Origin of the sequence: Streptomyces sp. NPDC050560 (assembly GCF_044457285.1) — a bacterium.
Lineage (GTDB): Bacteria > Actinomycetota > Actinomycetes > Streptomycetales > Streptomycetaceae > Streptomyces.
Window position 1 is genome coordinate 48,947 of sequence record NZ_JBITGT010000004.1, and the last position, 24,344, is coordinate 73,290.

Genomic DNA, 24,344 nt, shown 5'->3' on the forward strand with positions numbered 1-24,344 from the left:
CGCCGCGGACGGTGCCGTACGGACTGGGGAAGGCGCGGCAGGGCATGAGGACACTTCTCGTGGTGGACGCCGCCAACGTGGTGGGCTCGGTGCCCGACGGCTGGTGGCGGGATCGCAGGGGCGCCGCCGAGCGGCTGCGCGACGGCCTTGTGCGGTACGCGGAGGAGGGGCTGCCCGGCCATCCGGGACCGCTCGACGTGGTACTGGTCGTGGAGGGCGCGGCGCGCGGGGTGGAGCCGGTGCCGGGGGTGCGGGTGGAGGCCGCGCCGGGCAGCGGGGACGACCTGATCGCGCGGCTGGCCGCCGAGGCCGGGGACCGCCCCTGCCTGGTGATCACCGCCGACCGTGAACTGCGCCGCAGGGTGACGGCGGCGGGCGCCGCCACCGCGGGGCCACGGACGTTGTACGGGGGCGGCGGCAGGGGGTAGCGCGCCCCGCCTTCTGCGGTGCCGTACCGCGCGCCTGTGGCGGGGACGGTGCGGGGGGGGGCACCCCGGGGCGGCGCGGGTCAGCCCGGCCAGGTACCGGTGAGGCGGCGGGTGGTGGTGGCGCCCGCGCGGTTGACGGCGGCCTTCACCACGGCGGTCACCGCGCCCTGCACCGCGGCGGCGGCGACGATCTCCCGCAGGGCGCGCTCCTCGTCGGTGGGGCTCGCGGCGCCGCCCCTGCTGCCGACGCGCTGCCAGGTCTTCCTGACCGCCTTGCCCGCGACCACGCCGCTCGCGGTGCTCAGCACGAGCCCCACGGGCTTGTACACCTTGGCGACCTTCTCGCTGTTCACCGCTGCCTCCTCCCGCAGCCGCGCGCCACGCCCGCGGCGACGACCGCGCTCGCAGCGGCGGCGCCGAGCACCGCCATCCGGTGGTCGCGCACCGCGCGGGCGGCACAGGCCCCGCGGCCCCGTGCCCGGCCCTTCGCATGGTCCGCCCTGCCGCGCGCCCGGCCCCTGGCCCGCTCCGCGCGCTGCCGCAGCCGGTTCCTGGTCTCGTCGGCGCGCTGCCTGGCGCGTGCCTTCACATCGGCCTTGGCGGCCAACTCCTCGACCGTATGCCCGAGTTCCCGCCGGGTGTGGGCCACCTGCGCCCTCAGCTCCTCGGGGTCCGAGGAAGGGGTGGAGTACTGGTGCGCTCCGTCGGTCATCGCCGTGCCTCACCTTCACTTCGGCTGATCATCGCCGTGCCCTCGCCCTCACCTCGACTGATCATCGCCGTGCCCTCGCCTTCACCTCGACTGATCATCGCCGTGCCCTCGCCTTAACCTCGGCCACGTCATCCTTGACGCTGTCGATGGTCTGCTTGGGCGCGGCCGGGGTGGCCCGGCCGATCTCCGTCCTGCCGAGCAGGGCGAGCAGGCCCGCGACCAGCAGCAGGCCGCCGCCCACGATGAGGGCCGCGGCCCAGCCGGGCAGGGCGAGCGCGACGGCGGCGATGGCCGCGGCCGTGAACGCCAGGAAGGCGACGAAGGCGGCCACGCCCGCGCCGCCGAAGAGGCCGCCGCCGAGCCCGAAGCGCTTGCCCTTCTGTGTCATCTCCGCCTGTGCGAGGCGCATCTCCTCGCGGACGAGCTGCGATATCTGCTGGGACGCCCGTGAGACCAGTTCGCCGACCGAGTCCTCGGCCGGGTGGCCGTCACGGCGCTCCGCGCGTTCGAGCGTCGGCATCCTCACGTCTGTCACCTCCATGTCGACGGCGTCTCGGCCGCCCCGGGGGTTGCCGCCCCCCGAGTGACCTGAGACGGCCGTGGTGAAACCGGCCGCCTACCGGCCGCTTCCGGCCGCGTCCGCTCCGTCACGCCCTGGCAGCGCCGCTCAGCGGCGTCCCGCACCGCCGGGGCCGCCGGGGCCGCCGGGGCCGCCGGAGACGACGGGCTTGAGGGGGTCGTGGCCCAGGCTCATCAGCCGGTGGCGCCAGGGGGCCTGCCCCGCGGTGGGCTCCATGTCGACACCGCGCTCCGCGGTGACGGTGTCCACCACCTTCCGCATGATGCGGAGGTCGTCGGAGTCCAGGTCGCAGCGGCGCTTGCCGAGGACATCGAGCACCCTGCGGCCCTTCGGGGGACCCGCCTTGTCGGGCAGTTCCTCGGTCTCCTCCCCCGACGAGCGCGTCTTCAGCCACTCGCTCAGCTCCCGCGAGGTCATGTTCACCACGGCGTGGAACTCGTTCCACAGCTCGTCGAGGTCCTCCCGGGGTACGTCGTCGGCTGCCATCTGCCGTCCCCTCCTCCTCCGCTTCGTCGCGCGGTACCGAGGGGACCGGGTCCCCCGCGGCCCCGCAACGGAAACCGGACCGGCCCCGTGGGCCCGGCGCGGCCGACGATGTACAGTCCCTCCGCACCCTCGCGCGGCACGGCGCCCCCGCCGACGAGGGCCCGGCTCTGTGCGCCCCCGCCGGGGCCCGGCCGCCGCTGGTGCCCCGCGCAGGGCGCCGCCCGCCCCCGCGCCCCCACCTCCCGCGACGACGCCGTAAGGACTGCCCATGCCCCGTACCACCCCCCGGATCGCCCATCTGCGCGCGGCCGGAGTCAGCTTCGTCGTCGATCTTGACAGCGGTCCGCTGCCCCGCGTCCTGCACTGGGGCGAGGAACTGGGCGAGCTGACCGACGCGGACGCCCGGGCGCTCGTGCTGACCGCGGACGGGCCCGTCCTCAACAGCGCGCCCGACCTGCCGCGCCGCTGCACGGTGTGGCCCACACGCGCGGACGGCTGGTCGGGCACCCCGGGGCACGAGGGACACCTGGGCGGCTCCGGTACGGCCCCCAGGCTCAGGCTCGCCGGAGCGGACGAGGCCCCGGGCGAGCTGACAGTGCGGCTCGCCGACGACGCGGTGGGGCTCACCGTCACCCAGCGCTTCCGCCTCGCCCCCTCCGGGGTGCTGAGCGTGGACGCCACACTGCGCCGGCTGCCGGACGCCCCCGCCCCCGGGGTCCCGTACGACCTGGCCTCCGCCGTGCTGCAACTGCCCGTGCCGACACGGGCGTCCGAGGTGCTGGACTTCACCGGCAAGTGGTGTCGCGAGGCCGCCCCGCAGCGCCACCCGCTCGTCCACGGCTCCCACGTCAGGCAGGCACGGCGCGGGCGCCCGGGCTCCGACACCCCGCTGCTGCTGACGGTGGGGGTGCCCGGGTTCGGGTTCGGGCACGGCGAGGTCTGGGCGGTGCACGTGGCGTGGAGCGGCGACCAGCACTGGTTCGCGGAGCGGCTGCCCGAGGGCGCCGGGGTGCACGGCGCCACCCTCGGCGGCGGTGAACTCCTCGCGCCGGGCGAGGTCAGGCTCGCGCCAGGCGAGAGCCACACCACGCCGGTGTGTGCGTTCGGCTGGTCGCGCGACGGCCTCGACGGCCTCGCGGAGCGCTTCCACACCCTGCTGCGGGGCCGCCCCCGGCACCCCTCGGCCCCGCGCCCGCTGACGCTGAACACCTGGGAGGCGGTGTACTTCGACCACCGCGAGGACAAGCTGCTCGCACTCGCCGACGCCGCGGCCGAGGTCGGGGTGGAGCGGCTTGTGCTCGACGACGGCTGGTTCCGCGGGCGGCGGCACGACCGCGCCGGGCTCGGTGACTGGAGCGTCGACGAGACGGTGTGGCCCGACGGCCTCACGCCCCTGGCCGCGCGGGTGCGCGCGCTCGGCATGCAGTTCGGGCTCTGGGTCGAGCCCGAGATGGTCAACCTCGACTCCGACCTGGCCCGCGCCCACCCCGACTGGCTGCTGACGCCCGCCGCGGGCCCCGGCACGAGCTGGCGCCACCAGCACGTGCTGAACGTGGCGCACCCGGACGCCTGGGCGTACCTGCTCGACGCGCTGGACACCCTGGTGGCCACGTACCGGATCGACTACCTCAAGTGGGACCACAACCGCGACGTCCACGAGGCCGTCGCGCAGGGCCCCGAAGGCGAGCGGCCCGGCACCCGTGCCCAGGTGACGGCGGTGTACGCGCTGATGGACGAGCTGCGGCGGCGCCACCCAGGACTGGAGATCGAGAGCTGCGCGAGCGGCGGCGCCCGCGTCGACCTCGGCATCCTGGCCCGTACCGACCGGGTGTGGGCCTCGGACTGCAACGACCCGGTGGAGCGCCAGGCCATCCAGCGCTGGACGGGCCAGCTCCTGCCGCCCGAGCTGATCGGCTCGCATGTCGGCGCGCCCCGCAGCCACACCACGGGGCGCGTCACCGACGGCTCCTTCCGGCTGGTCACCGCGCTGTTCGCGCACGCGGGCATCGAGGACGACCTGACGCTGCGCGATCCAGAGGAACGGGCGGCGCTGCGCTCCTGGGCGGCGCTCTACAAGGAGACCCGCCCGCTGCTGCACTCGGGGCGCGTGGTGCGCGCGGACCTGGACGACACGGCCACGCTGCTGCACGGCGTGGTCTCCCGGGACCGGCGCGCGGCGCTGTACGCCTGGGTACGGCTCGCCTCCTCCGCGCAGGGCCAGTCGGGGCGGGTGCCGCTGCCCGGCCTCGACCCGGCGGGGCGCTACCGGGTGCGGGTGCGCACCGAGGCAGGTCTTCCGGTCACCCGGCGGGTGGCGGACCCCGCCTGGTACCAGGAGGCCGTCGAGGGCTGGGTGGACCTGCCCGGCGCGGTCCTCGCTACCCTCGGCCTGCCGATGCCGACGCTCGCGCCGCAGCAGGCGCTGCTGTTGGAGGTGGGCCCCGGCGGGAGCTGAGCACCGCGGGGAGATCACCGGGGCACGGCGGCGGCGCGGGCGGGCACGGAGCCGTCAGTCGGCGTCCTGACGGCGCCCCAGGCGGCTGTGGCCGCGGCCGTAGCCGAAGTAGACGACGATGCCGACCACCATCCAGACGGCGAACCTGAGCCAGGTCTCCGACGGCAGGTTGAGCATCAGCCAGAGCGAGGCGAGGACGGACAGGACGGGGACCAGCGGCACGAGCGGGGTGCGGAAGGAGCGGTGCAGGTCGGGGCGGCGCCTGCGCAGCAGGATCACCCCGAGGGCCACCACGACGAACGCGAACAGGGTGCCGATGTTGACCAGTTCGGCGAGTTCGTCGATGGAGGTGAGCCCGGCCACGATCGCCACGACGACGCCGAGCAGCACGGTGGAGCGGTAGGGCGTGCGGAAGCGTGGGTGCACCTTGGAGAAGGCGCCGGGCAGCAGTCCGTCGCGGCTCATGGCGAAGAACACCCGGGTCTGGCCCATCATCAGGATGAGGCAGACCGAGGTGAGCCCGACGGCCGCGCCGAAGCTGATCACCCCGGCCCAGAAGGGGTGCCCGACCGACTTGAAGGCGTCCGCGAGCGGGGCGTCGGTGGACAGCCGGGTGTACTTCTCCATGCCGGTGACCACGATCGACACGGCCACGTAGAGGACGGTGCAGATCAGCAGCGAGCCGAGGATGCCCCGGGGCACGTCGCGCTGCGGCAGCCTGGTCTCCTCGGCGGCGGTGGCGACGATGTCGAAGCCGATGAAGGAGAAGAACACCACGGCGGCGGCGGTGAAGACGCCCATCACACCGAAGTTGGCGGGGGTGTAGCCCGCCATGACCTGGATCAGCGGGGCGGTCAGCCCGGAGCCGCCGCCGACCTCTTGCGCGGGCGGCACGAACGGGTGGTAGTTGGAGCCGGTGATGAAGAACGCGCCGACGATCACCACGATCAGCACCACGGTGACCTTGACCGCGACGATCAGGCTGGTCACCCGGGAGGACAGCTTGACGCCCGCCACCAGGACCGCGGTCACGATCAGCACCAGCACGGCCGCGAGCAGGTCGAAGCCGAAGTGCCCGTCGTGGGTGCCGCTGAGCGCGTCCGGCAGCGGGATGCCCGCGGTGTCCATCAGCGAGCGCAGATAGCCCGACCAGCCGACGGACACCACCGCGCAGCCGAGGGCGAGTTCCAGCACCAGGTCCCAGCCGATGATCCACGCGGGGAACTCGCCCAGCGAGGCGTACGCGAACGTGTACGCGGAGCCCGCGACCGGGACCATCGAGGCGAACTCGGCGTAGCAGAGCGCGGCGAGGGCGCAGACGACACCGGCGACGACGAACGCGAGGGCGGTGGAGGGGCCCGCGTTCTCCTTGGCGACCTTGCCGGTGAGGACGAAGATGCCGGTGCCGATGACCACACCCACGCCGAACACCGTCAGGTCGAGCGCGGACAGGCTCCTGTTGAGCCGGTGCTCGGGCTCCTCGGTGTCGCGCACCGACTGCTCGACCGTCTTCGTGCGGACGAGGCTGTTTCTGACGGGCATGTGTGGCGGCCTCCCTGCTCGCGACCCCCGCGCCCGCCCTCGCGGAGCGCGGGGCGGCCGGGCGGTACTCCGTATCCCCGGCTATCCCTCGGGGAGCGGAGTTTCACGCCACCGGGCGCGTGCTGCCACCCGGACGGGGGAGGGCCAGGGCCGCGCCGGTGACGCGGGCGGCCCGGCCGCGTCAGTCGCGCGCGGACTCCTCCGCGGCCTGTGCGGTGACCCCGGAGAGGCGCGCCACGAGGCCGGTGACCTGGCGGGCGATGTCGGGGGCCGTCAGGCCGATCTCGGCGAGCAGTTCGCCGCGCGAGGCGTGCTGGAGGAAGCGCGGCGGGATGCCGAAGTCACGCAGCGGGATGTCGACGCCGCCGTCCCTGAGGGCCTGGGCGATGGCAGAGCCGGCGCCGCCCGCGCGGGAGTTGTCCTCGACGGTGACCACGACGCGGTGGCCCTCGGCGAGCGGCACGAGCGCCTCGTCGACCGGCTTGACCCAGCGGGGGTCGACGACGGTGCAGGAGATGCCCTGCTTGTCGAGGAGGCCGGCCACTTCGAGGCACATCGGGGCGAGCGCGCCCATGGAGACGAGCAGGACGTCGGGCTCCGTGGTGCCCGCGGCGCGCAGCACGTCCATGCCGCCGACCCGGTCCACGGCGGCGACGGCGGGCCCGACGGCGCCCTTGGAGTAGCGCACGACGGTCGGGGCGTCGTCGACGGCGACGGCCTCCCTGAGCTGCATCCTGAGCTGGTCGGCGTCGCGGGGCGCGGCGATCCTGAGGTCGGGCACGCACTGGAGGATGGACATGTCCCACATGCCGTTGTGGGAGGCGCCGTCGCTGCCGGTGACCCCGGCCCTGTCCAGGACGAAGGTGACGCCGCAGCGGTGCAGCGCGACGTCCATCAGGAGCTGGTCGAAGGCGCGGTTGAGGAATGTGGCGTACACCGCGAACACCGGGTGCAGGCCGCCGGTGGCGAGCCCGGCCGCGGAGACCGCGGCATGCTGCTCGGCGATGCCGACATCGTAGATCCGGTCGGGGAACTGCTCGGCGAACGCCTTGAGGCCGAGCGGCTGGAGCATGGCCGCGGTGATGGCGACGATGTCGTCACGCTCCCCGGCGAGCTTCACCATCTCCTCGCCGAACACGGAGGTCCAGTCGGTGCCCGAGGCGGCGATGGGCAGGCCGGTGTCCGGGTGGATGGGGCTGATGCCGTGGAAGTGGTCCGCCTCGTCCTCCTCCGCGGGCTTGTAGCCGCGGCCCTTCTCGGTGATGCAGTGCACGATGACGGGGCCGCCGAAGCGCTTGGCGCGGCCGAAGGCGGACTCCAGGGCCTCGATGTCGTGGCCGTCGATCGGGCCGACGTACTTGAGCCCCAGGTCCTCGAACATGCCCTGGGGGGTGATGAAGTCCTTGAGGCCCTTCTTGGCGCCGTGCAGCGTGCCGTACAGCGGGCGGCCGACGACCGGGGTGCGCTCCAGGAGGTCCTTGCCGCGGGCGAGGAAGCGCTCGTAGCCGTCGCTGGTGCGCAGGGTGGCGAGGTGGTTGGCGAGGCCGCCGATGGTGGGCGCGTAGGAGCGCTCGTTGTCGTTGACGACGATGATCAGGGGGCGGTCCTTGGCGGCGGCGATGTTGTTCAGCGCCTCCCAGGCCATGCCGCCGGTCAGCGCGCCGTCGCCGATGACGGCGACCACGTGGTCGCCGCTGCCGCGCACCTGGTTGGCCTTGGCGAGGCCGTCGGCCCAGCCGAGGACGGTGGAGGCGTGGCTGTTCTCGATGACGTCGTGCTCGGACTCGGCGCGCGAGGGGTAGCCGGAGACGCCGCCCCTGGCGCGCAGCCGGGAGAAGTCCTGACGGCCCGTGAGGAGCTTGTGCACGTACGACTGGTGCCCGGTGTCGAACAGCACACGGTCCCGGGGGGAGTCGAACACCCGGTGCAGGGCGACGGTCAGCTCGACCACGCCCAGGTTGGGACCGAGATGCCCGCCCGTACGGGAGACGGCCTCGACGAGGAAGGCCCGGATCTCCGCACTCAGCTCGGTGAGCTGCTCAGGGCTGAGCCGGTCCAGGTCGCGCGGTCCCGTGATGCGGGTCAGTAGCGGCACCCGTGCCTCCTTGCGTAGAGCCGTACGGGGTGTGCGGTGCTCTGCCGAGCCTCGCACAGTCCGTCCGAACTTCGACCGTTCCACCGTGTCGTGAACCCGTGAGGGCCCGTTGAGTCTAATGTTCCGCCTTCGACCGCGGGAGCGGGGTGCCGGGCCCGCGCGTCACCCGAAGGTATGGCGCGCCGAACAGGGATGTGCCCCGTGCCGGGGGGTGACACGGGGCACATCTGCGGGCCCGGGCGTGGCGCCCGGGGCGTCGGCGGCGGCCCGGGGGTGGGGCCCCGCCGACCGTGTGGGTCAGGCGCGGCCCGCGGTCCGCTGGGTCCTGCGGGTGATGGAGTCGATGCAGACCACGATCAGCAGCACCCCACCGGTGATCATGTACTGGATCGGGGTCTCGATGCCCTCCAGCGCGAGGCCGTACTGGATGGAGGTGATCACCATGACGCCGAGCAGCGCGTTCCAGGTGCGGCCGCGGCCGCCGAAGAGGCTGGTGCCGCCGATGACGGCCGCCGCGATGGCGTTCATCAGCAGGTCGCCCGCGCCCGCGCCCTGGTTCGCCGAGGCGATCTTGGACGCGATGAACAGGCCGCCGATCGCCGCGAAGGTGCCGGCGATCGCGTACACCGAGGTGCGGACGAGGGTGACGTTGATGCCCGCCCTGCGGGACGCCTCGACGCTGCCGCCGAGCGCGAACACCTTGCGGCCGTAGGTGGTGCGGCGCAGGGTGAAGTCGGTGCCGACGAGCACCACGAGGAAGATGACCAGCGCCAGCGGCAGGCCCTTGTACTGGTTGAACATGATCGCTGCGGCGAAGGCGATGACCGCGAGCACGACGGTGCGCAGGACGATCTCGCTCATCGGCCGGGACGGCACGCCCGCCGCCTTGCGCCTGCGGGCGTCCAGGAAGGAGCCGAGGAAGAAGGCCGCGATCGCGACGACGGCCAGCAGGTAGGCGGCGATCACGTCGGAGAAGTAGTACGAGGTCAGCTTGGCGATGAAGCCTTCGCCGTCGAGGTTGATCGTGCCGTTCTTGCCCAGGATCTGGAGCATGAAGCCCTGCCAGAACAGCAGTCCGGCCAGGGTGACGGCGAACGCGGGGGCGCCTATGCGGGCGAAGAAGAAGCCGTGCAGCGTGCCGATCACCGCGCCCGAGGCGATGGCGACGATCACCGCGAGCCACTCGGTCACCCCGTGGTTGACCGCGAGCACCGCGGCTATGCCACCCGCGACACCGCTGACGGAGCCGACGGAGAGGTCGATCTCGCCGAGCAGCAGCACGAAGACGATACCGGTGGCGATCATGCCGGTGCCGACCATCGCGACGGAGATGTTGCTGAGGTTCTCCGCGGTGAAGAACCGGGAGTTCATCAGCGAGAAGATCAGCCAGATGATGATCAGGCCGACGACGACGGGGACGGCGCCGAGGTCACCGGCGCGCATCCGCCGCTTGAACTCGGTGATGTAGCCGCCGAAGCCCTGCTCGCGCACCAGCAGGCGCGGGTCGACGACGGTGGTCGCCTCCGCGGCCGCCTCGGGGTTCTCCGCGGTCTCGTCCGCGGGTGCCGCGGAGGTCTTGTCGATGCTCACTTCGCAGCCTCCCCGGCGCGCGCCGCACGACGGGTCACGGCGTTGTCCGTGGCGCCCGTGATAGCGGAGATGATCTCCTCCTGAGACGTCGTCCTGACGTCGAACACCCCGTTGTTGCGGCCGAGCCTGAGGACGGCGACCTTGTCGGCCACCGCCTTGACGTCCGCCATGTTGTGGCTGATGAGCAGCACCGCGAGGCCCCGCTCCCGCAGCCGCTCGACCAGGTCGAGCACCTGGGCGGTCTGCTCGACGCCGAGGGCGGCGGTGGGCTCGTCGAGGATGACGAGCTTGGGCTCGCCGAGCATCGAGCGGGCGATCGCCACCGTCTGGCGCTGGCCGCCGGAGAGCGAGGCGACCGGGATGCGGACGCTGGGGATGCGGATCGAGAGCTGCGTCAGCAGGTCGCGCGAGCGGCGCTCCATCTCGACCTCGTCGAGGACGCCGACCTTGCGCAGCTCCCGGCCGAGGAAGAGATTCCCCACGACGTCGATGTTGTCGCACAGCGCGAGGTCCTGGTAGACGGTCGCGATGCCCAGGTTCTGAGCGTCGTGCGGCTTGTTGATCTGGACGGGGGTGCCGCCCCACTCGATGACGCCGTCGTCGATGGGGTGCACCCCGGCGATCGTCTTGACGAGGGTCGACTTTCCGGCGCCGTTGTCGCCGACGAGGGCGACCACCTCGCCGGGTTTGGCCTCAAGGTCAACGTCGGTGAGCGCCTGTACGGCGCCGAACCGCTTGGAGACCCCGCGCAACGCCAGCACGGGCGTAGCGGACACGTGAACCATCTCCTTCGCCGCCTGACCGGCGGGGATACCGCGCCCGGGGGTGGGGGGCGCGGGGTTGAGCTGGGGGGGAGTATGCGTGGGTCGCGGCCCGTGGGCCGCGTGCGCGGCGGACACCGCGGCGGGGCCGCCACGTTCTGTCCGGCGCCCCGCCGAAGCTGCGGGGCTGTCGGAGGCGGGACGCCGGACAGGCTTGGAGCGGCCCCGAGGGGGGCGCTGACCTACTTGAGGCCGATCTTGTCGCAGTCCGCCTTGTACTTGGCGGTGCAGATGTCGGAGACCGAGTAGATCCCCTCCTTGATGACCGTGTCCTTGATGTTGTCCTTCGTCAGGGAGACGACCGGGACGAGCACCGCGGGAACGCCCTTGACGGTGGAGCTGTCCACCTTGCTCGTGGCGATCTTGTCGAGCTTCTTGCCCTGGCCCAGCGCGACCGCCATCTCCGCCGCGGTCTCCGCCTCCTTGGGGTAGGACTTGTAGACGCTCATGTACTGCTCGCCCGTCACGATGCGCTGCACGCCGTTCAGCTCGGCGTCCTGTCCGGTGACCGGCGGGAGGGTGGAGAACCCGGCGCCCTTGAGCGACTGGATGATGCCGCCCGCCATGCTGTCGTTGGCGGAGTAGACGCCGACGATGTTCTTCTTGCCGACGGCCGAGATGGCGGCGTCCATGTTGGCGTTGGCCTTCTCGGGCTTCCAGTCGACGGTGTCGTACTCGGGCCCGTAGTTGACCTTGCCGTCGAGGACGGAGTGGGCGCCCTTCTTGAACTGGGCGGCGTTGGGGTCCGTGGCGGAGCCGTTCATCATGACGACCTTGCCGGACTTCGCCTTGCTGCCGAGCGCCTTCAGCAGGGCCTCGCCCTGCACCTTGCCGACGGTCTCGTTGTCGAAGGAGGTGTAAGCGTCGATCGGTCCCTCGGCCAGGCGGTCGTACGCCACGACCGGGATGCCCGCCTCGTGGGCCTTCTTGACCGAGCTGGCGATGGCCTTGAAGTCCACGGCGTCGACGATCAGCACGTCGACCTTGTTCGTCACCATGGTGTCGGCCTGCTGGCTCTGGAGGCTCGCGTCCTGCTTGGCGTTCTCGTAGGTGACGTGGCCCTTGCCGTTGGTCAGCTCGCTGATCTTCTTCTCGATCAGCGGCTTGTCGAACTTCTCGTACCGCGCGGTCTGGCTCTCCGGGAGGAGCAGACCGACCGTGAGGTCGTCGCCCTTCTTCGCGGAGTCGTCCTTGTCGCCACTGCCGGACTCCTTGGCACTGCCGCAGGCGGCCAGCGAGACCGCCATGGCGGTGGCGGCTATGGCAACGGCTGCACGACGCTTGTGCGTGTTCACTTCACAAACCTCCCTGACGAGGCCGCGTCGCTGCGGCCGAGGTGGCTGGAAGTCAACTCGGCCGCCAGGCAGACGTCAAGGAGTAAATCCTTAACGAGATGACAACGGTGCCATGCGTGAACTAAGTGAAGGCAGGTGTGACCGCGGGCTGGAACCCGTCCAAAAGGGTCGAATCACCCATCTCGCTGAGCGCCAGGGCGAGCGCACCGAGCACCTCGGCGCGGCCCCCGAGGGCCCCGGGGCGCACCGAGAGGCGGCGCCCCGCGCTGGGGATCGCGTACCGCCCGACGGACTCCCTGATCGGCCCGAGCACCAGCTCCCCGGCCTCCGCCAGATCGCCGCCGAGCACCACCCTGCTGGGGTTGAGCAGGTTACAGAGGTTCGCCACACCGCTGCCGATGTGCCGCCCCACGTCCGCGATCACCCGCCGGCAGCCCGGGTCGCCGTCCCTGGCGAGCCTGACCACCGTCTCCATTGTCAGGTCGCCGCCGTGGCTCGACTGCAACAGGGGGAGCACGTAGCGGGCGGCGGCGTAGGTCTCCAGGCAGCCGCGGTTGCCGCAGCGGCAGACCGGGCCCGCCTCGTCCAGCGTTATGTGTCCGATCTCACCCGCCGTGCCCCCGGGGCCCCGGTAGATCTTCCCGCTGATCACCAGGCCCGCGCCGACACCGCTCGCGACCTTGATGTACGCGAGGTCGCGCACTCCCCTGCCGCTGCCCCAGACCAGTTCGCCGAGCGCGCCCAGATTGGCGTCGTTGTCCACGTGTACCGGCACTCCGAGGCGCCCCCGCAGCTCCTCGGCAGGGCTCGTACCGCTCCAGCCCGGCAGTATCGACGTGGACCCCAGGGTGCCCGACTCCAGGTCGATGGGGCCCGGTACGCCGAGCCCGACGCCCGCCACCTTCACCCGGTCCACGCCGGTGGCGTCGATCAGCCGCCCCACCAGCTCCTCGGCCCGGTCGAAGCCCTCGGAGGCGGACGCGTCGACGTCCATCGGCTCGGACTCCTCGGCGAGCACCTGGTGCGCCAGGTTCCCGATCGCGACCCGCAGGTGGGTATGGCCGAAATCGACTCCCACGACGATCCCGGCGTCCCCGCTGAGCGAGACGCTGCGCGCCCGTCTGCCGCCCGCCGAGGTGGGCGTGACCTCGACCGTTCCGCCGTCCTTCAGTTCCCTTACGATGTTCGAGACGGTGGCAGCGGACAGGCCCGTCGTCCGTGCGATTTCTGCCTGAGTGAGCGATCCGGCGAGCCGCACGGCGCGTACGACCCGCTCCAGATTTGCCCGGTGCAGCGACGACTGCGACCCCGGAGTCTCCATCGACCCATCCACTCCTGCCCTCGGCCGGGCAGCACGGGGCCACCCGTAGCCCAGGTCAGAGCAACGGGACCCGGGCCATTTACAAGTTGTGAACTCCAAGCTCCGCTGAACGGGTTACCGCAGTCAAGTCCTTGACGGAAATCGGTGCCGAGCGCGCGGGAGCCGGGGCGCTCCCCGGCCGGGCAGAACCACTCCCTCCGCATCGGTCCGGCGCGCGCCTCGCCCCCGGGCCCGGTACACGCGTCCGGGCCGGGGCCGCCTCCGCGGCGCCCGGCCCGGACCGGCGAACGGCTACTTCAGGGCACCGGCGGTGAGTCCGGCGACGACCTGGCGCTGGAAGACGATGTACGCCACGAGCACCGGCAGCATCGCCATCACGAGGCCCGCGAACAGGCCCGACCAGTCCCCCTTGTACCCCTGGCTGACGGCCAGCTCCACCAGGCCCTGGGAGAGCACCTTGTGGTCCGGCTCGGTGTTGAGCACCGTCGGCAGCATGTACTGGTTCCACTGCCCCAGGAAGTTGAAGATCCCGATGCTGATCAGGCCCGGCTTCGCCATCGGCAGCATGATCTGGAAGAACGTCCTGGTGTGCGAGGCGCCGTCCACGAACGCCGCCTCCGCCACCGAGGTCGGCAGCGTGCGGAAGAACGACGTCAGGAAGAACACCGTGAACGGCAGCGAGTACGCGATATAGACGAGGATCAGCCCCGGCAGCGTGTTCAGGAGCTGCATGTTGTTCATGACGTAGAACAACGGCACGAGGGCCAGCATGATCGGGAAGCTCATGCCGCCGACGAACAGGAAGTAGATGAAGCGGTTGAGCGGGAACTCGAAGCGCGCCAGCACATACGCCGCCATCGAGCCGAGCACCAGCGTCCCGACGAGCGAGAAGCCCACCACGATCACGGTGTTGAGGAAGTAGTCGCTCATGTGCGCCTGCGACCAGGCGCGCGACCAGTTCTCGAAGTGCAGGTGGTCCGGGAGCGCCCAGGGCGAGGTGAAGATCGACTTGTCGTCCTTGAACGACGTCATGACCGCCCACAGCAGCGGCAGCACGACCATGATCGCCCACAGGATCAGCACGCCGTGCGAGAAGACGTTCATGACGCCGCTGTCGCCGCCCCGCCCGCGGGGGGCGGGCGGGACCTTCGCGGGCGGCCCGTCCGTCTTCGTGACCGCCTCGTCCATGGGGGGCGGGGTGTCAGTGGTCTTCATCAGAACTCCAGCCGCTCGCGCCGGCCCAGCCGCATCACGACGGCCGCGAACAGCAGCGTGACGATGAGCAGGGCGACACCGATCGTCGTCGCGTAACCGGCCTGGCCGTCCCGGAACGCCTTCTGGTACACGTACAGCGGCAGCACCGTCGTCGAGTCCGCGGGGCCGCCGGGCCCGACGGTCATGATCTGCACGGTCGCGAACGCCTCGGCCCCGAGCGCCAGGATGCCCATGTAGACCCAGCCCGACTGCACGGTGTCCCACAGCAGCGGCAGGGTGATCCGGAAGAACGTGGTGGCCCGGCCCGCGCCGTCGAGCAGCGCCGCCTCGTAGAAGTCCTTCGGGATCGAGGCCATGCCCGCCGAGAAGAGCACGACGAAGAACCCGACGGTGCTCCAGACCAGCACGCCCATCACACACCACAGGGCGAGGTTCGGGTCGCCGAGCCAGTCCGGCAGGTTACTGCTCCCGACCGCCTTGAGCAGACCGTTGATCGCTCCCTGACGGGGGTTGTACGCGAACTGGAACAGCAGCGCGACGATCGAGATCGACAGCACCTGCGGGAAGAAGTACGCGACCTTGTAGAAGCCGGAGCCGCGCACGCCCGAGATGGCCGCGCCCTTGCGGCGCCGCCCGCCCACGTTGAGCATGAACGAGAAGAAGAGCGCCAGCGTCAGCGTCACCAGCGGCAGCAGGACCACGAACAGGATGCTGTGCTGGAGCGACTTCCAGAAGATGCCGTCGTGGAACATCTTCGAGTAGTTCTTGAACCCGACCACGGAGAATTCCGGGCTCAGGCCGGTCCAGTCCGTGAACGAGTAGTAGATCGCCTGGATGAACGGCCAGATGACGAAGAGCGCGTACAGGGCGAGCGGGACCACGAGGAATCCCACGATGAAGCGGTACTTACCGTGCTGCATGACCTACCGACCCCGATCCGTTCGCGCTCGCCTCCCCCAGTGCCCGAAAGCCCTGGGGGAGGCTCCCACGTGACGCCTGTTCACCGGTGCTTGTACTTCTTGACGGAGTCGTCCTTGGCGGTGGTGTCCGCGGCCGCCTGGCACTTCTTGACGGCCTCGGCCGGGGTCATCCGGCCCGCCATCATCTCACCGAGGACGCTCACGCCGATGCGCTGCTTCTCCAGGTCCACGTACCAGTCCTGGAGGCGCGGGTTGAGGACGTTGTCCCCCGCCTTGTCCAGCGCCGCCACGGCCGACTTCAGACCGGGGGTCAGGTCGAGGCCGTCGGTGCCGCCGTTGAGGGAGCTGAGGGACTTCACGGCGTTGATGAAGTTCTTCGAGGAGTTCTCGCTGAGCATGATGCGGAGCTGCTCCATGCCGCCCAGCGAGTTCTTGCCCTTCGCGGGGACGATGAAGGGCTCGCTGCCGGCCGCCCAGATGGTGCCGAACGGCATCTTGTCGCTGCTGTCCAGGCTGGAGGGGCCCGCGACGCTCATCTCGAAGTCCTTCGGCGTGGTCTTCGCCGACTCGTTCTCCACCCAGGAGCCATTCGGGATGAACAGGGCCTTGCCCTCGTTCCAGGCCGTCTGCGACTCGATGTGGGTCAGGCCCGGGGTGCCCTTGAGGATGTAGCCCTTCTTGAACAGCTCGTAGTACGCGTCGAAGGCCGCCTTGACGGCGGGGTCCTTCCAGGCGTTCGGCTCCAGGTTGTCGATGCGGTCGAGGACCTCGCGGCCGCCGATCTTGCCGATGAAGGGAAAGAGGGAGAAGGGCACGTAGTACGGGTACTTGCCCGCGTACGTCCAGCCCGCGACGCCCTTCTTCTTGGCCTTCGCGCACAGCGCGAGCATGTCGTCCCAGTTCTCCGGGTACTCCGTGTCGAACTTGGCGAGGTTGGTCTTCGAGTACCAGACCCCGTACACCGTGTACGCGTAGTACATGGCCCAGACCTGGTCGCCGTCGAACTGGCCCATCTCGACCACGCCGGGGCGCAGCGTGTCGCGGACCTTCTTCGACGGGTCGTCCCAGGAGGCCGCGTCCAGCAGCGGGGTGAGGTCGGCCAGTTGGCTCTTGGAGGCCAGGGTGCCGATGTCCATCTGCTCGGCGCCCGAGTTGTCGATCAGGTCGGGCGGGGTGCCGCCGTTGAAGCTGGGCTGAAGCTCCGTCTGGATCTTCTCGGTGGCGTGGTGGTCGATCTTGGCCTTCGGGTACGCCTTGTGGTAAAGGGCCTCGGCGTCCTTCGCGTACTGATCGCCGAAGCCGCCGTTGAAGATGACGACCTTGAGCGGCGCGTTCTCCTTGACGCCGAGCGGGTTCTTGTCGCTCTTCTCGCCCTTCTCACCGGAGTCGCCGCCACTGTCGCCACCGCTGGCGCATGCCGAGAGGAAGCCCATGGTGGGGACCCCGATCATGCCAAGCGCCGCCGACCTCTTGATCAGGTCACGGCGGCCGACGCCGTGGTTGTTCTGCGCGGGTGTGGGAGATCCCATGCTCAAGTCCTCGCCTTCTCCAGGACTCAGGCGGTGAACCGGATACTCCCCGGCACCGCGGTGTGTGAAGCTGGGGTCGTGCTCGAAAACTGGGGTCGTGCTACGAAAATACCGGGATCAGCCGGAATACCCGGCAGTTGGCGCGCCCAGGCACCGCGTGCCGCCTCCCCGTTCCCCGGTCGGCCCGTACGGGCCCGACCGCTGTGCGGACGCCGACAGGTATAGTCCACTTCCCGAGATATGGGCAAGATCGAATGCAGGTTTGGTCTGCGTTCTTTCCCGAGTTGAGACCTCGTGGACACATGGGGCGATCCTCAATACTCCCGGCGGGCCGACAACGTTGTCTGGGGTGGGTGGGGGGTGTGGGGGGTCCGGGGTGGGTTTCAGGGTGGGGCGGGCGTTTGGGGGAATGGGCGTGTCGGGGGTGGTCGGGCGGTCGCCGGTCGGCCTGGTGGTGGGGGCCGGGGGGCTGTGGGGGCGGAGTCGGGCGGCTCGATGGGACTCGCCTGAGGTGGGTGAGCCCGGCGTGGCGCGCGGCGTGGGTGCGGGGTGCGGGCCGGGCGTGCGGCGCGACCCGGCGCAGGGTGCGGGCTTGGCCGTGGGGTGCAGGGGGGGCCGGTCAGGGGCGATGTACGGCCCAGGCATGGTGTACAGCCCGGGCGCGAGGTGCAGGCCGGGCGCGCGATGCGGAGACCGATCGGGGATCAGTCCCCAGGGGGCGGGGCATAAGGAGGCGGGGCATCCGGGGACGGGGCAGCAGGGGGCGGGGCGTCCTGGGACCGCATCTCGTGCAGGGCCTCGTCGGCCTGGGCGATCTCCTTGTAGTAGTCCCGGTGCACCTTGTACGCGCGGTCCAGATGTATCTCGTGGTAGAGCCCGGTCGGCGTCCCGAACACGACGTCACGCCCCAGCCGAAGTGCCTCGCCGCGGCGCACGACCAGGATCGCGCGGTCGGTGGCGATGATCGTCCACACCGTCGTCCTGAAGAGCATCGCGCCTGTCTGCGCGATGAACCCCGTCTGGACCCGCTCGCCCGGCAACAGATGGGGCTTCGCCCGGGTGGAGATCATCTCCACCCTCCGCTCCTTGTAACCCATGGTCCCCCTCGGGCCCCGCGTGCCCGGGAGGCTATCAGGATCGGCCTTACTGGATAACGGAGTTGGCGCGGCTCCCGGGGGCGCGATCGTGTGCTCCGGACCGGGCGCTCCCCGTTCCAGAATGCCCCGTACGGGTGATTGGCCATAGATCGACGAGAGACGACGGGCGTTGCTACCGTTTCGCCGTCACGCGCCGGTGGACGACCCGGCGCACTGGTCACAGGGAGATCTGTCGCCTCATGGGGTGGGACGAATGGGAGAGGCTGAAAGCCGGGGCCGCGGGGCGGCAGTCGGCGGGGACCCGATTAGACGGCACGTCCGGCGGCGAGGGACCTGGCGCGTCCGACGGTCTCAGGACGAGCAAGGCCGCCTGGGCCAAGGCGGGCGAGGGGCTCGCCTCGCTCAGGAAGAGCATTGCCAGGGGCCGACGCAGGCTTGAGGACGGACAGCAGGGACTCGGCAAGGACGCGGAGTGCGAGACCACGGCGGCCCAGCGGGAGGTGCACACCTCGTGGAAGGAGTACGCCGAGAAGGTCCAGAAGCGATGTGCCGACCTCGGCGAGCTGCTGGAACAGTCGGGACACGAGCTGTCGAAGCCCGACACCGCGGTCGCGGCCGACCTCGAAAAGGTGCGGACCCGGTATACGGACACTCCCCCGGTCGGCGGGGGCGGGTGACCAGGACCCATGGACCTCGACACACTCAGAAAGCTCGAACCTGCCCGGTTCGAGGACGCCGCCGACGGATACCGCGCGCTCAGCGACATGGCCAGTGCGGCCAAGGACCACATCGACAACGTGGTCGTCGCGGGGATGCGGAAGTCGCTGGACGGTGCGGCGGCGAAGGCCGCGCGGGGCCAGCTCGAAGAGCTGTCGGACGACTTCCACTACACCCAGACCGAGTGCGGCCTGGTCAGCACCGCCCTGAACGGCTTCGCACACGACATGGCCGCCCCCAGGAAGAAGCTGACCGCGGCGCTCGCGGAAGCGGCGGCGCAGCACTTCACGGTGGGCCCGGACGGGGCGGTCACCTATCCGGACGGTCCCGACGAAGTGGACGGCGAGATCCCCAGGGGCGGCACGGCCGTCGGCTCGACCGACGCCACGGCCCGGGCCGTCCAGCGCCAGGCGGCGAACTTCGACCCGAACCCCCACTACGCGGCCGCCCAGGGGTGCGCCAACGACATCGTGGCCGCGCTCGAAGAGGCCACCCGCGTCGACCAGAAGTGGGCGCCGAAGCTGCGGGCCCTCAAGGCCGACGACGATCTGGTCGTCAGCGATCAGGACTGGGCCGACGTGGGCAAGGACACGGCCGGGACGCGGGACGCGGCGGCGGACTACCTCAAGTCGATCGGCGGCCCGCCCGGGGGCGGCGGTCCGCAGGCGAACAAGGAGTGGTGGGACGGCCTGACTCCACAGGAGCGGGAAGCGTATCTGGCCCTCCAACCAGGGACGGTCGGAAAGCTCGACGGACTGCCCGCGGACATCAGGGACGAGGCGAACAGGGCCGTGCTCGCGGAGGAGCACGGCCGGTATCGGGTCGAACTGGATGGAATCCCGAAAGAGCCGCCGCAGATGACGACCATCTTCGCGGGCATGTACCCGACGCAGGTGTACACCGACGAGTGGATCGAGTGGAACAAGAAGTACGGCGCCCGGAAGGCCCATCTGGAGAGTTCCCTGCGGGGGATGGAGCAGATTCAGGAGCGGTTCGACCAGACCGGCGTGAACGGCCTGCCCGAGGCGTACCTCCTTGGTTTTGACTCGGGCGGCAACGGACGCGCGATCGTGGCCACGGGGAATCCGGACACGGCCGACCATCAAGCGGTGTACGTGCCGGGCACCACGTCGAATCTGGGAAACATCGGTGGAAACATCGATCACATGACGGAACTGTGGCGCCGCGCAAAGGCCAAGGACCCGAGCGCCGAAGTCTCCACCATTACGTGGCTGGGCTACGACGCACCGCAGAACCCCTATACGGACTCGCCCTTCCGCCACTACGCGGACGACGGCGCGGGCGCGTACAACACGTTCATGGACGGCCTCGACGTCTCGCATGCCACCGGCTCCGACCCGCACAGGACCGCCATCGGCCACTCCTACGGCACGACGCTCATCGGCTCTGCCGCACGGCAGGGGCGTTTGGACGCCGACGACGTCATCTTCGCCGGCAGTCCCGGGGTCGAGGTCGGCTCCGCAGCGGAGATGGACGTCCCGAAGGGGCATGTGTGGAACGAAGAGGCGGACGGCGACTGGATTCCCGACATCGGCCGCTGGGGACTCGGTGGAAGCCAGGGGAGGATGGGCGGCGGCGTCTTCATCAATCCGAGCGACGAGTGGTTCGGAGCGAATCAGATGACGACCGCGGCGGAGGGATCGGGTCCCGTTGCCACGGTCGGCTCCCACGGGCACAGCGAGTACTGGAAGGCGGACAGCACGGCTCTACGCAATCAGGCCGTCGTCGTCACCGGAGATTACGGAGACGTGCACCTTGAACGCTGACACCTTCGAGCGGACGAAGCGCGCCCGGCATCTGCTCCGTTCACCCCTCATCGTCCTGGCCACGACGGCCCTCCCTCTCTTCCTCACGGGATGCGACATGGACAGTTCCGACGACAGTGGCGGTATCCCCTCTGCGGGTATCAGCAGCACAGAAAACGCGTCGGACAAGACGAAACAGATCTCCAGCGAGATCTACGACCTGATCGGCGTCAAGGGAAAGCTGTCAGAACCGGGCCCCGGTGTTCATGAGTGCGACGGAAAGGACAAAGACCGCTTCTTCCAGGCGTATCACCCCTGGAGCCTGGTTCCCCCTTCGGCGGCCAGCCTCGACGGCGTGATGGAGCGGCTGAAGACCGACCTTCCCCGGTCCGGCTGGAAGATCATGTCGTACGGCCGTGACTCCAGTCGCAACAGGAACGTGAGTCTCACCGCGGACAACGACAAGAAGAAGTTCAGCGTCAACATCACGCACTTCGCAAAAGATGATCCACCGATGCTCATGGTGGAGGTGGTCTCGGGCTGCTACGAAGTGCCCGAGGGACAGCACGTGGAGACGTTCTGACCCCCAGAAACCCACCGGGCCGCGGCCTCCCTCACGAGGGAAACCGCGGCCCGTTCTGGCAGCCGGAGGGCGTTTACTTCCGCAAAAGCGACCGCAAAACATACTGCATAATCCCACCATTACGGTAGTAATCCGCCTCCCCAGGAGTGTCGATGCGAACCACCGCGTCGAACTCCACGCCGGTGTCGGTGGTGACCTTCACCGTCTCGGGGATGGTGCCTTCGTTGAGCGTGGTGACGCCGGTGAAATCGAAGGTCTCCTCGCCGGTCAGGCCCAGGGACTCCGCCGAGGTGCCCTCTGGGAACTGGAGCGGCAGGACGCCCATGCCGATGAGGTTGGAGCGGTGGATGCGCTCGTAGGACTCGGCGATGACGGCCTTCACGCCCAGCAGCGCGGTGCCCTTGGCGGCCCAGTCGCGGGACGATCCTGAGCCGTACTCCTTGCCCGCGAGGACGACCAGCGGGATGCCGGCGTTCTGGTAGTTGACCGACGCGTCGTAGATGAAGGAGACCGGGGCGCCCCCCTCGCCTTCGGTGGCCCGGGTGAAGTCGCGGGTGTAGCCGCCCTCGGTGCCGGGCGCGATCTGGTTGCGCAGCCGGATGTTGGCGAAGGTGCCCCGGATCATCACCTCGTGGTTGCCGCGGCGCGAGCCGTACGAGTTGAAGTCGCGGCGCTGGACACCGTGCTCGGTGAGGTACTTGCCCGCGGGGGTGTCCGCCTTGATGGCCCCGGCCGGGGAGATGTGGTCGGTGGTGACGGAGTCGCCGAGCTTGGCGAGCACCCGCCCGCCGGTGATGTCCTGCACCGGCGCGGGCTCCGTCGCCATGCCCTCGAAGTACGGGGGCTTGCGGACGTAGGTGGACTCGGCGTCCCACTCGAAGGTGTTGCCGGTGGGCACCGGGAGCGCCTGCCACTGGGCGTCGCCGGCGAAGACGTCCTGGTAGGACTTGGTGAACATGTCCTCGCCGATGGCACCGGCGACGACGTCGTTGACCTCGGCCTCCGAGGGCCAGACGTCCTTCAGGTAGACCGGGTTGCCGTCCTGGTCGGTGCCCAGGGGCTCACGGGTGATGTCGACGCGCATGGAGCCGGCGAGCGCGTAGGCGACGACCAGCGGTGGGGACGCCAGGTAGTTCATCTTGACGTCGGGGTTGATACGGCCCTCGAAGTTGCGGTTGCCGGAGAGGACCGCGGCCACCGCGAGGTCGTTGTCGTTGACGGCCCTGGAGACCTCGTCGGGCAGCGGGCCCGAGTTGCCGATGCAGGTGGTGCAGCCGTAGCCGACGAGATTGAAGCCGACCTTGTCGAGGTAGGGCGTGAGGCCCGCCTTGTCGAAGTAGTCGGTGACGACCTTGGAGCCGGGCGCCAGCGTGGTCTTCACCCAGGGCTTGCGGGTGAGGCCCTTCTCGACGGCCTTCTTGGCGACGAGCGCCGCGGCGACCATGACGTACGGGTTGGACGTGTTGGTGCAGGAGGTGATAGCGGCGACGGTGACCGCGCCGTGGTCGAGGTCGTAGGTGGTGCCGTCGGGGGCGGTGACCGGGGTCGGGCGGCTCGGGACGCCGTCGGACGCGGCGGGCGCGTCGGAGGCGGGGAACGACTCCTTGCCCGCCTCCTCGTCGTCGGCGACGTAGTTGCGCACGTCCTGGGTGAACTGCTGGGCGGCGCTCGCGAGGACGATACGGTCCTGCGGCCGCTTGGGGCCCGCGATGGACGGCACGACCGAGGCCAGGTCGAGTTCGAGCTTCTCGGAGTAGTCGGGCTCGGCGGCGGGGTCGAGCCAGAGGCCCTGGGCCTTGGCGTACGCCTCGACGAGCGCGACCTGCTGGTCGCTGCGGCCGGTCAGGCGCAGGTAGTTCAGGGTCTCGTCGTCGATCGGGAAGATCGCGGCGGTGGAGCCGAACTCGGGCGACATGTTGCCGATGGTGGCGCGGTTGGCGACGGCGGTGGCCGCGACGCCGGAGCCGTAGAACTCGACGAACTTGCCGACCACGCCGTGCTTGCGGAGCATCTCGGTGATGGTGAGCACCAGGTCGGTGGCGGTGGTGCCGGGCTTCAGCTCACCGGTCAGCTTGAAGCCGACGACGCGCGGGATGAGCATGGACACCGGCTGGCCGAGCATCGCGGCCTCCGCCTCGATGCCGCCGACGCCCCAGCCGAGCACACCGAGGCCGTTGACCATGGTGGTGTGCGAGTCGGTGCCGACCAGCGTGTCGGGGTACGCCTGGCCGTTCCTGACCATGACGGTACGGGCCAGGTGCTCGATGTTGACCTGGTGGACGATGCCGGTGCCCGGGGGGACGACCTTGAACTCGTCGAACGCGGTCTGGCCCCAGCGCAGGAACTGGTAGCGCTCGCGGTTGCGGCCATACTCCAGCTCGACGTTCTGCGCGAAGGCCTCGTTGGTGCCGAACTTGTCGGCGATGACGGAGTGGTCGATGACCAGCTCGGCGGGGGCCAGCGGGTTGATCTTCGCCGGGTCGCCGCCCAGCTCCTTCACGGCCTCGCGCATGGTGGCCAGGTCGACGACGCAGGGCACACCGGTGAAGTCCTGCATGATCACGCGGGCCGGGGTGAACTGGATCTCCTGGCTCGGCTGCGCCTGGGAGTCCCAGCCGCCGATCGCCCGGATGTGGTCGGCGGTGATGTTCGCGCCGTCCTCGGTGCGGAGCAGGTTCTCCAGCAGCACCTTCAGGCTGTAGGGGAGGCGCGCGGAGCCCTCGACCTTGTCCAGCCTGAAGATCTCGTACGACTCGTCGCCCACGCTCAGCGTGCTGCGGGCGTCGAAGCTGTTCGCCGACACGACAGTCTCCTCCATAGATGTGCGCGTACCACCGCGTGCCTGCCGCCACGAGTCGTCACCATCCGCTAAGGTAAGCCTTGCCTAAGTCCTTACCCCGTCATACGGCGGCTGCGGTTGCGCCCCGGCAGATATCTCGATGTCGAGATAACTCTAGTACATGCGCGCGGTCCGGTCATGCGCGGCGGGGGCATCAGCCATGCCTGCGCGCCCCGGGAGAGGCCCGGGGCGCGGGTTACGCGAGGGGCCGATGCGGGACACCGGTCCCGGGTGCGGGCCCGGGGTACGGGTGCGGTCCTGGTCCTGGGGTACGACGCCGGGGCGCAGGCACCGGCGCGGGGTGCCGATGCGGGGCGCCGGTCCGGGTGCGGGCCCGGGGTACGGGGCCGAGG

The 24,344-nt window shown here is 70.4% G+C and carries 20 protein-coding genes; 5 read left to right on the forward strand and 15 right to left on the reverse strand.

Annotated elements, in window-relative coordinates; all coding sequences use genetic code 11:
* Nucleotides 1-44: 44 nt before the first annotated feature.
* The gene (locus ACIBIW_RS10260; protein ID WP_399334110.1) at nucleotides 45-428 is read left to right on the forward strand and encodes an NTP pyrophosphohydrolase; all 384 of its coding nucleotides are present in this window, start codon (nucleotides 45-47) and stop codon (nucleotides 426-428) included.
* Between the two features lie 80 nt (nucleotides 429-508).
* On the opposite strand, the gene ACIBIW_RS10265 is transcribed toward ACIBIW_RS10260, so the two are convergent.
* The 4 genes from ACIBIW_RS10265 to ACIBIW_RS10280 form a co-directional block, all read right to left on the reverse strand.
* Entirely contained in the window at nucleotides 509-781 is a 273-nt protein-coding gene (locus ACIBIW_RS10265) for a DUF4235 domain-containing protein (RefSeq protein WP_399334112.1), read from the reverse strand.
* The gene (locus ACIBIW_RS10270) at nucleotides 778-1,140 is read right to left on the reverse strand and encodes a DUF3618 domain-containing protein (protein ID WP_399334114.1); all 363 of its coding nucleotides are present in this window, start codon (nucleotides 1,138-1,140) and stop codon (nucleotides 778-780) included. The genes ACIBIW_RS10265 and ACIBIW_RS10270 overlap by 4 nt, the downstream gene beginning before the upstream one ends.
* A gap of 94 nt (nucleotides 1,141-1,234) precedes the next feature.
* On the reverse strand, nucleotides 1,235-1,660 hold the full coding sequence (locus tag ACIBIW_RS10275; RefSeq protein ID WP_399334841.1) for a phage holin family protein: 426 nt from the start codon (nucleotides 1,658-1,660) through the stop codon (nucleotides 1,235-1,237).
* Between the two features lie 147 nt (nucleotides 1,661-1,807).
* Complete coding sequence (locus ACIBIW_RS10280; protein WP_399334116.1) at nucleotides 1,808-2,206, reverse strand: DUF3140 domain-containing protein; 399 nt, start codon at nucleotides 2,204-2,206, stop codon at nucleotides 1,808-1,810.
* Between the two features lie 268 nt (nucleotides 2,207-2,474).
* Here ACIBIW_RS10280 and ACIBIW_RS10285 point away from each other — a divergent pair, with 268 nt between their 5' ends.
* Nucleotides 2,475-4,661, forward strand: a complete 2,187-nt coding sequence (locus ACIBIW_RS10285) for an alpha-galactosidase (RefSeq protein WP_399334118.1) — start codon at nucleotides 2,475-2,477, stop codon at nucleotides 4,659-4,661.
* Between the two features lie 54 nt (nucleotides 4,662-4,715).
* Here the strand turns inward: ACIBIW_RS10285 and ACIBIW_RS10290 are convergent, their stop codons facing one another.
* The 10 genes from ACIBIW_RS10290 to ACIBIW_RS10335 form a co-directional block, all read right to left on the reverse strand.
* Nucleotides 4,716-6,203 (reverse strand): amino acid permease, encoded by a 1,488-nt coding sequence (locus tag ACIBIW_RS10290; protein ID WP_399334120.1) that lies wholly within the window; start codon nucleotides 6,201-6,203, stop codon nucleotides 4,716-4,718.
* Between the two features lie 181 nt (nucleotides 6,204-6,384).
* Nucleotides 6,385-8,298 carry a 1-deoxy-D-xylulose-5-phosphate synthase gene (gene dxs / locus ACIBIW_RS10295; RefSeq protein WP_399334122.1) on the reverse strand — a complete coding sequence of 638 codons (1,914 nt, stop codon included), beginning with the start codon at nucleotides 8,296-8,298 and terminating at the stop codon, nucleotides 6,385-6,387.
* 297 nt (nucleotides 8,299-8,595) lie between these two features.
* Entirely contained in the window at nucleotides 8,596-9,888 is a 1,293-nt protein-coding gene (locus ACIBIW_RS10300; protein ID WP_399334124.1) for a sugar ABC transporter permease, read from the reverse strand.
* Nucleotides 9,885-10,673: an ATP-binding cassette domain-containing protein gene (locus tag ACIBIW_RS10305; RefSeq protein WP_399334126.1), complete on the reverse strand. Its 789-nt coding sequence runs from the start codon at nucleotides 10,671-10,673 to the stop codon at nucleotides 9,885-9,887. Before ACIBIW_RS10305 ends, ACIBIW_RS10300 begins: the two co-directional genes overlap by 4 nt.
* Nucleotides 10,674-10,891: 218 nt before the next feature.
* Nucleotides 10,892-12,004, reverse strand: coding sequence for a sugar ABC transporter substrate-binding protein (locus tag ACIBIW_RS10310; protein ID WP_399334128.1), 1,113 nt, complete (start codon nucleotides 12,002-12,004; stop codon nucleotides 10,892-10,894).
* Between the two features lie 121 nt (nucleotides 12,005-12,125).
* Complete coding sequence (locus ACIBIW_RS10315; protein WP_399334130.1) at nucleotides 12,126-13,325, reverse strand: ROK family transcriptional regulator; 1,200 nt, start codon at nucleotides 13,323-13,325, stop codon at nucleotides 12,126-12,128.
* 291 nt (nucleotides 13,326-13,616) lie between these two features.
* Nucleotides 13,617-14,540 (reverse strand): carbohydrate ABC transporter permease, encoded by a 924-nt coding sequence (locus tag ACIBIW_RS10320; protein WP_399334132.1) that lies wholly within the window; start codon nucleotides 14,538-14,540, stop codon nucleotides 13,617-13,619.
* The gene (locus tag ACIBIW_RS10325; protein WP_399334134.1) at nucleotides 14,540-15,460 is read right to left on the reverse strand and encodes a carbohydrate ABC transporter permease; all 921 of its coding nucleotides are present in this window, start codon (nucleotides 15,458-15,460) and stop codon (nucleotides 14,540-14,542) included. Before ACIBIW_RS10325 ends, ACIBIW_RS10320 begins: the two co-directional genes overlap by 1 nt.
* 80 nt (nucleotides 15,461-15,540) lie before the next feature.
* Entirely contained in the window at nucleotides 15,541-16,989 is a 1,449-nt protein-coding gene (gene ngcE, locus ACIBIW_RS10330) for an N-acetylglucosamine/diacetylchitobiose ABC transporter substrate-binding protein (RefSeq protein ID WP_399334136.1), read from the reverse strand.
* A 704-nt stretch (nucleotides 16,990-17,693) separates the two neighbouring features.
* Nucleotides 17,694-18,065, reverse strand: a complete 372-nt coding sequence (locus ACIBIW_RS10335; RefSeq protein WP_399334138.1) for a hypothetical protein — start codon at nucleotides 18,063-18,065, stop codon at nucleotides 17,694-17,696.
* A 260-nt stretch (nucleotides 18,066-18,325) separates the two neighbouring features.
* Here ACIBIW_RS10335 and ACIBIW_RS10340 point away from each other — a divergent pair, with 260 nt between their 5' ends.
* The 3 genes from ACIBIW_RS10340 to ACIBIW_RS10350 are packed head-to-tail and all read left to right on the forward strand — an operon-like array spanning nucleotide 18,326 to nucleotide 21,152.
* Nucleotides 18,326-18,763, forward strand: coding sequence for a hypothetical protein (locus tag ACIBIW_RS10340; protein ID WP_399334140.1), 438 nt, complete (start codon nucleotides 18,326-18,328; stop codon nucleotides 18,761-18,763).
* Nucleotides 18,764-18,772: 9 nt separating this feature from the next.
* Nucleotides 18,773-20,590 carry an alpha/beta hydrolase gene (locus tag ACIBIW_RS10345; RefSeq protein ID WP_399334142.1) on the forward strand — a complete coding sequence of 606 codons (1,818 nt, stop codon included), beginning with the start codon at nucleotides 18,773-18,775 and terminating at the stop codon, nucleotides 20,588-20,590.
* Entirely contained in the window at nucleotides 20,580-21,152 is a 573-nt protein-coding gene (locus ACIBIW_RS10350; RefSeq protein ID WP_399334144.1) for a hypothetical protein, read from the forward strand. Before ACIBIW_RS10345 ends, ACIBIW_RS10350 begins: the two co-directional genes overlap by 11 nt.
* Before the next feature lie 73 nt (nucleotides 21,153-21,225).
* Here the strand turns inward: ACIBIW_RS10350 and acnA are convergent, their stop codons facing one another.
* Nucleotides 21,226-23,955 carry an aconitate hydratase AcnA gene (gene acnA, locus ACIBIW_RS10355; RefSeq protein WP_399334843.1) on the reverse strand — a complete coding sequence of 910 codons (2,730 nt, stop codon included), beginning with the start codon at nucleotides 23,953-23,955 and terminating at the stop codon, nucleotides 21,226-21,228.
* Nucleotides 23,956-24,344 lie beyond the last annotated feature (389 nt).

Excerpts from the sequence above, each read along its gene's own strand:
- ACIBIW_RS10260 (WP_399334110.1), top strand. The coding sequence starts at position 45 with ATGAGGACACTTCTCGTGGTGGACGCCGCCAACGTGGTGGGCTCGGTG.
- ACIBIW_RS10270 (WP_399334114.1), bottom strand. The coding sequence starts at position 1,140 with ATGACCGACGGAGCGCACCAGTACTCCACCCCTTCCTCGGACCCCGAG.
- ACIBIW_RS10275 (WP_399334841.1), bottom strand. The coding sequence starts at position 1,660 with ATGCCGACGCTCGAACGCGCGGAGCGCCGTGACGGCCACCCGGCCGAG.
- ACIBIW_RS10280 (WP_399334116.1), bottom strand. The coding sequence starts at position 2,206 with ATGGCAGCCGACGACGTACCCCGGGAGGACCTCGACGAGCTGTGGAAC.
- ACIBIW_RS10285 (WP_399334118.1), top strand. The coding sequence starts at position 2,475 with ATGCCCCGTACCACCCCCCGGATCGCCCATCTGCGCGCGGCCGGAGTC.
- ACIBIW_RS10290 (WP_399334120.1), bottom strand. The coding sequence starts at position 6,203 with ATGCCCGTCAGAAACAGCCTCGTCCGCACGAAGACGGTCGAGCAGTCG.
- ACIBIW_RS10305 (WP_399334126.1), bottom strand. The coding sequence starts at position 10,673 with ATGGTTCACGTGTCCGCTACGCCCGTGCTGGCGTTGCGCGGGGTCTCC.
- ACIBIW_RS10315 (WP_399334130.1), bottom strand. The coding sequence starts at position 13,325 with ATGGAGACTCCGGGGTCGCAGTCGTCGCTGCACCGGGCAAATCTGGAG.
- ACIBIW_RS10320 (WP_399334132.1), bottom strand. The coding sequence starts at position 14,540 with ATGAAGACCACTGACACCCCGCCCCCCATGGACGAGGCGGTCACGAAG.
- ACIBIW_RS10325 (WP_399334134.1), bottom strand. The coding sequence starts at position 15,460 with ATGCAGCACGGTAAGTACCGCTTCATCGTGGGATTCCTCGTGGTCCCG.
- ngcE (WP_399334136.1), bottom strand. The coding sequence starts at position 16,989 with ATGGGATCTCCCACACCCGCGCAGAACAACCACGGCGTCGGCCGCCGT.
- ACIBIW_RS10340 (WP_399334140.1), top strand. The coding sequence starts at position 18,326 with ATGGGGTGGGACGAATGGGAGAGGCTGAAAGCCGGGGCCGCGGGGCGG.
- ACIBIW_RS10345 (WP_399334142.1), top strand. The coding sequence starts at position 18,773 with ATGGACCTCGACACACTCAGAAAGCTCGAACCTGCCCGGTTCGAGGAC.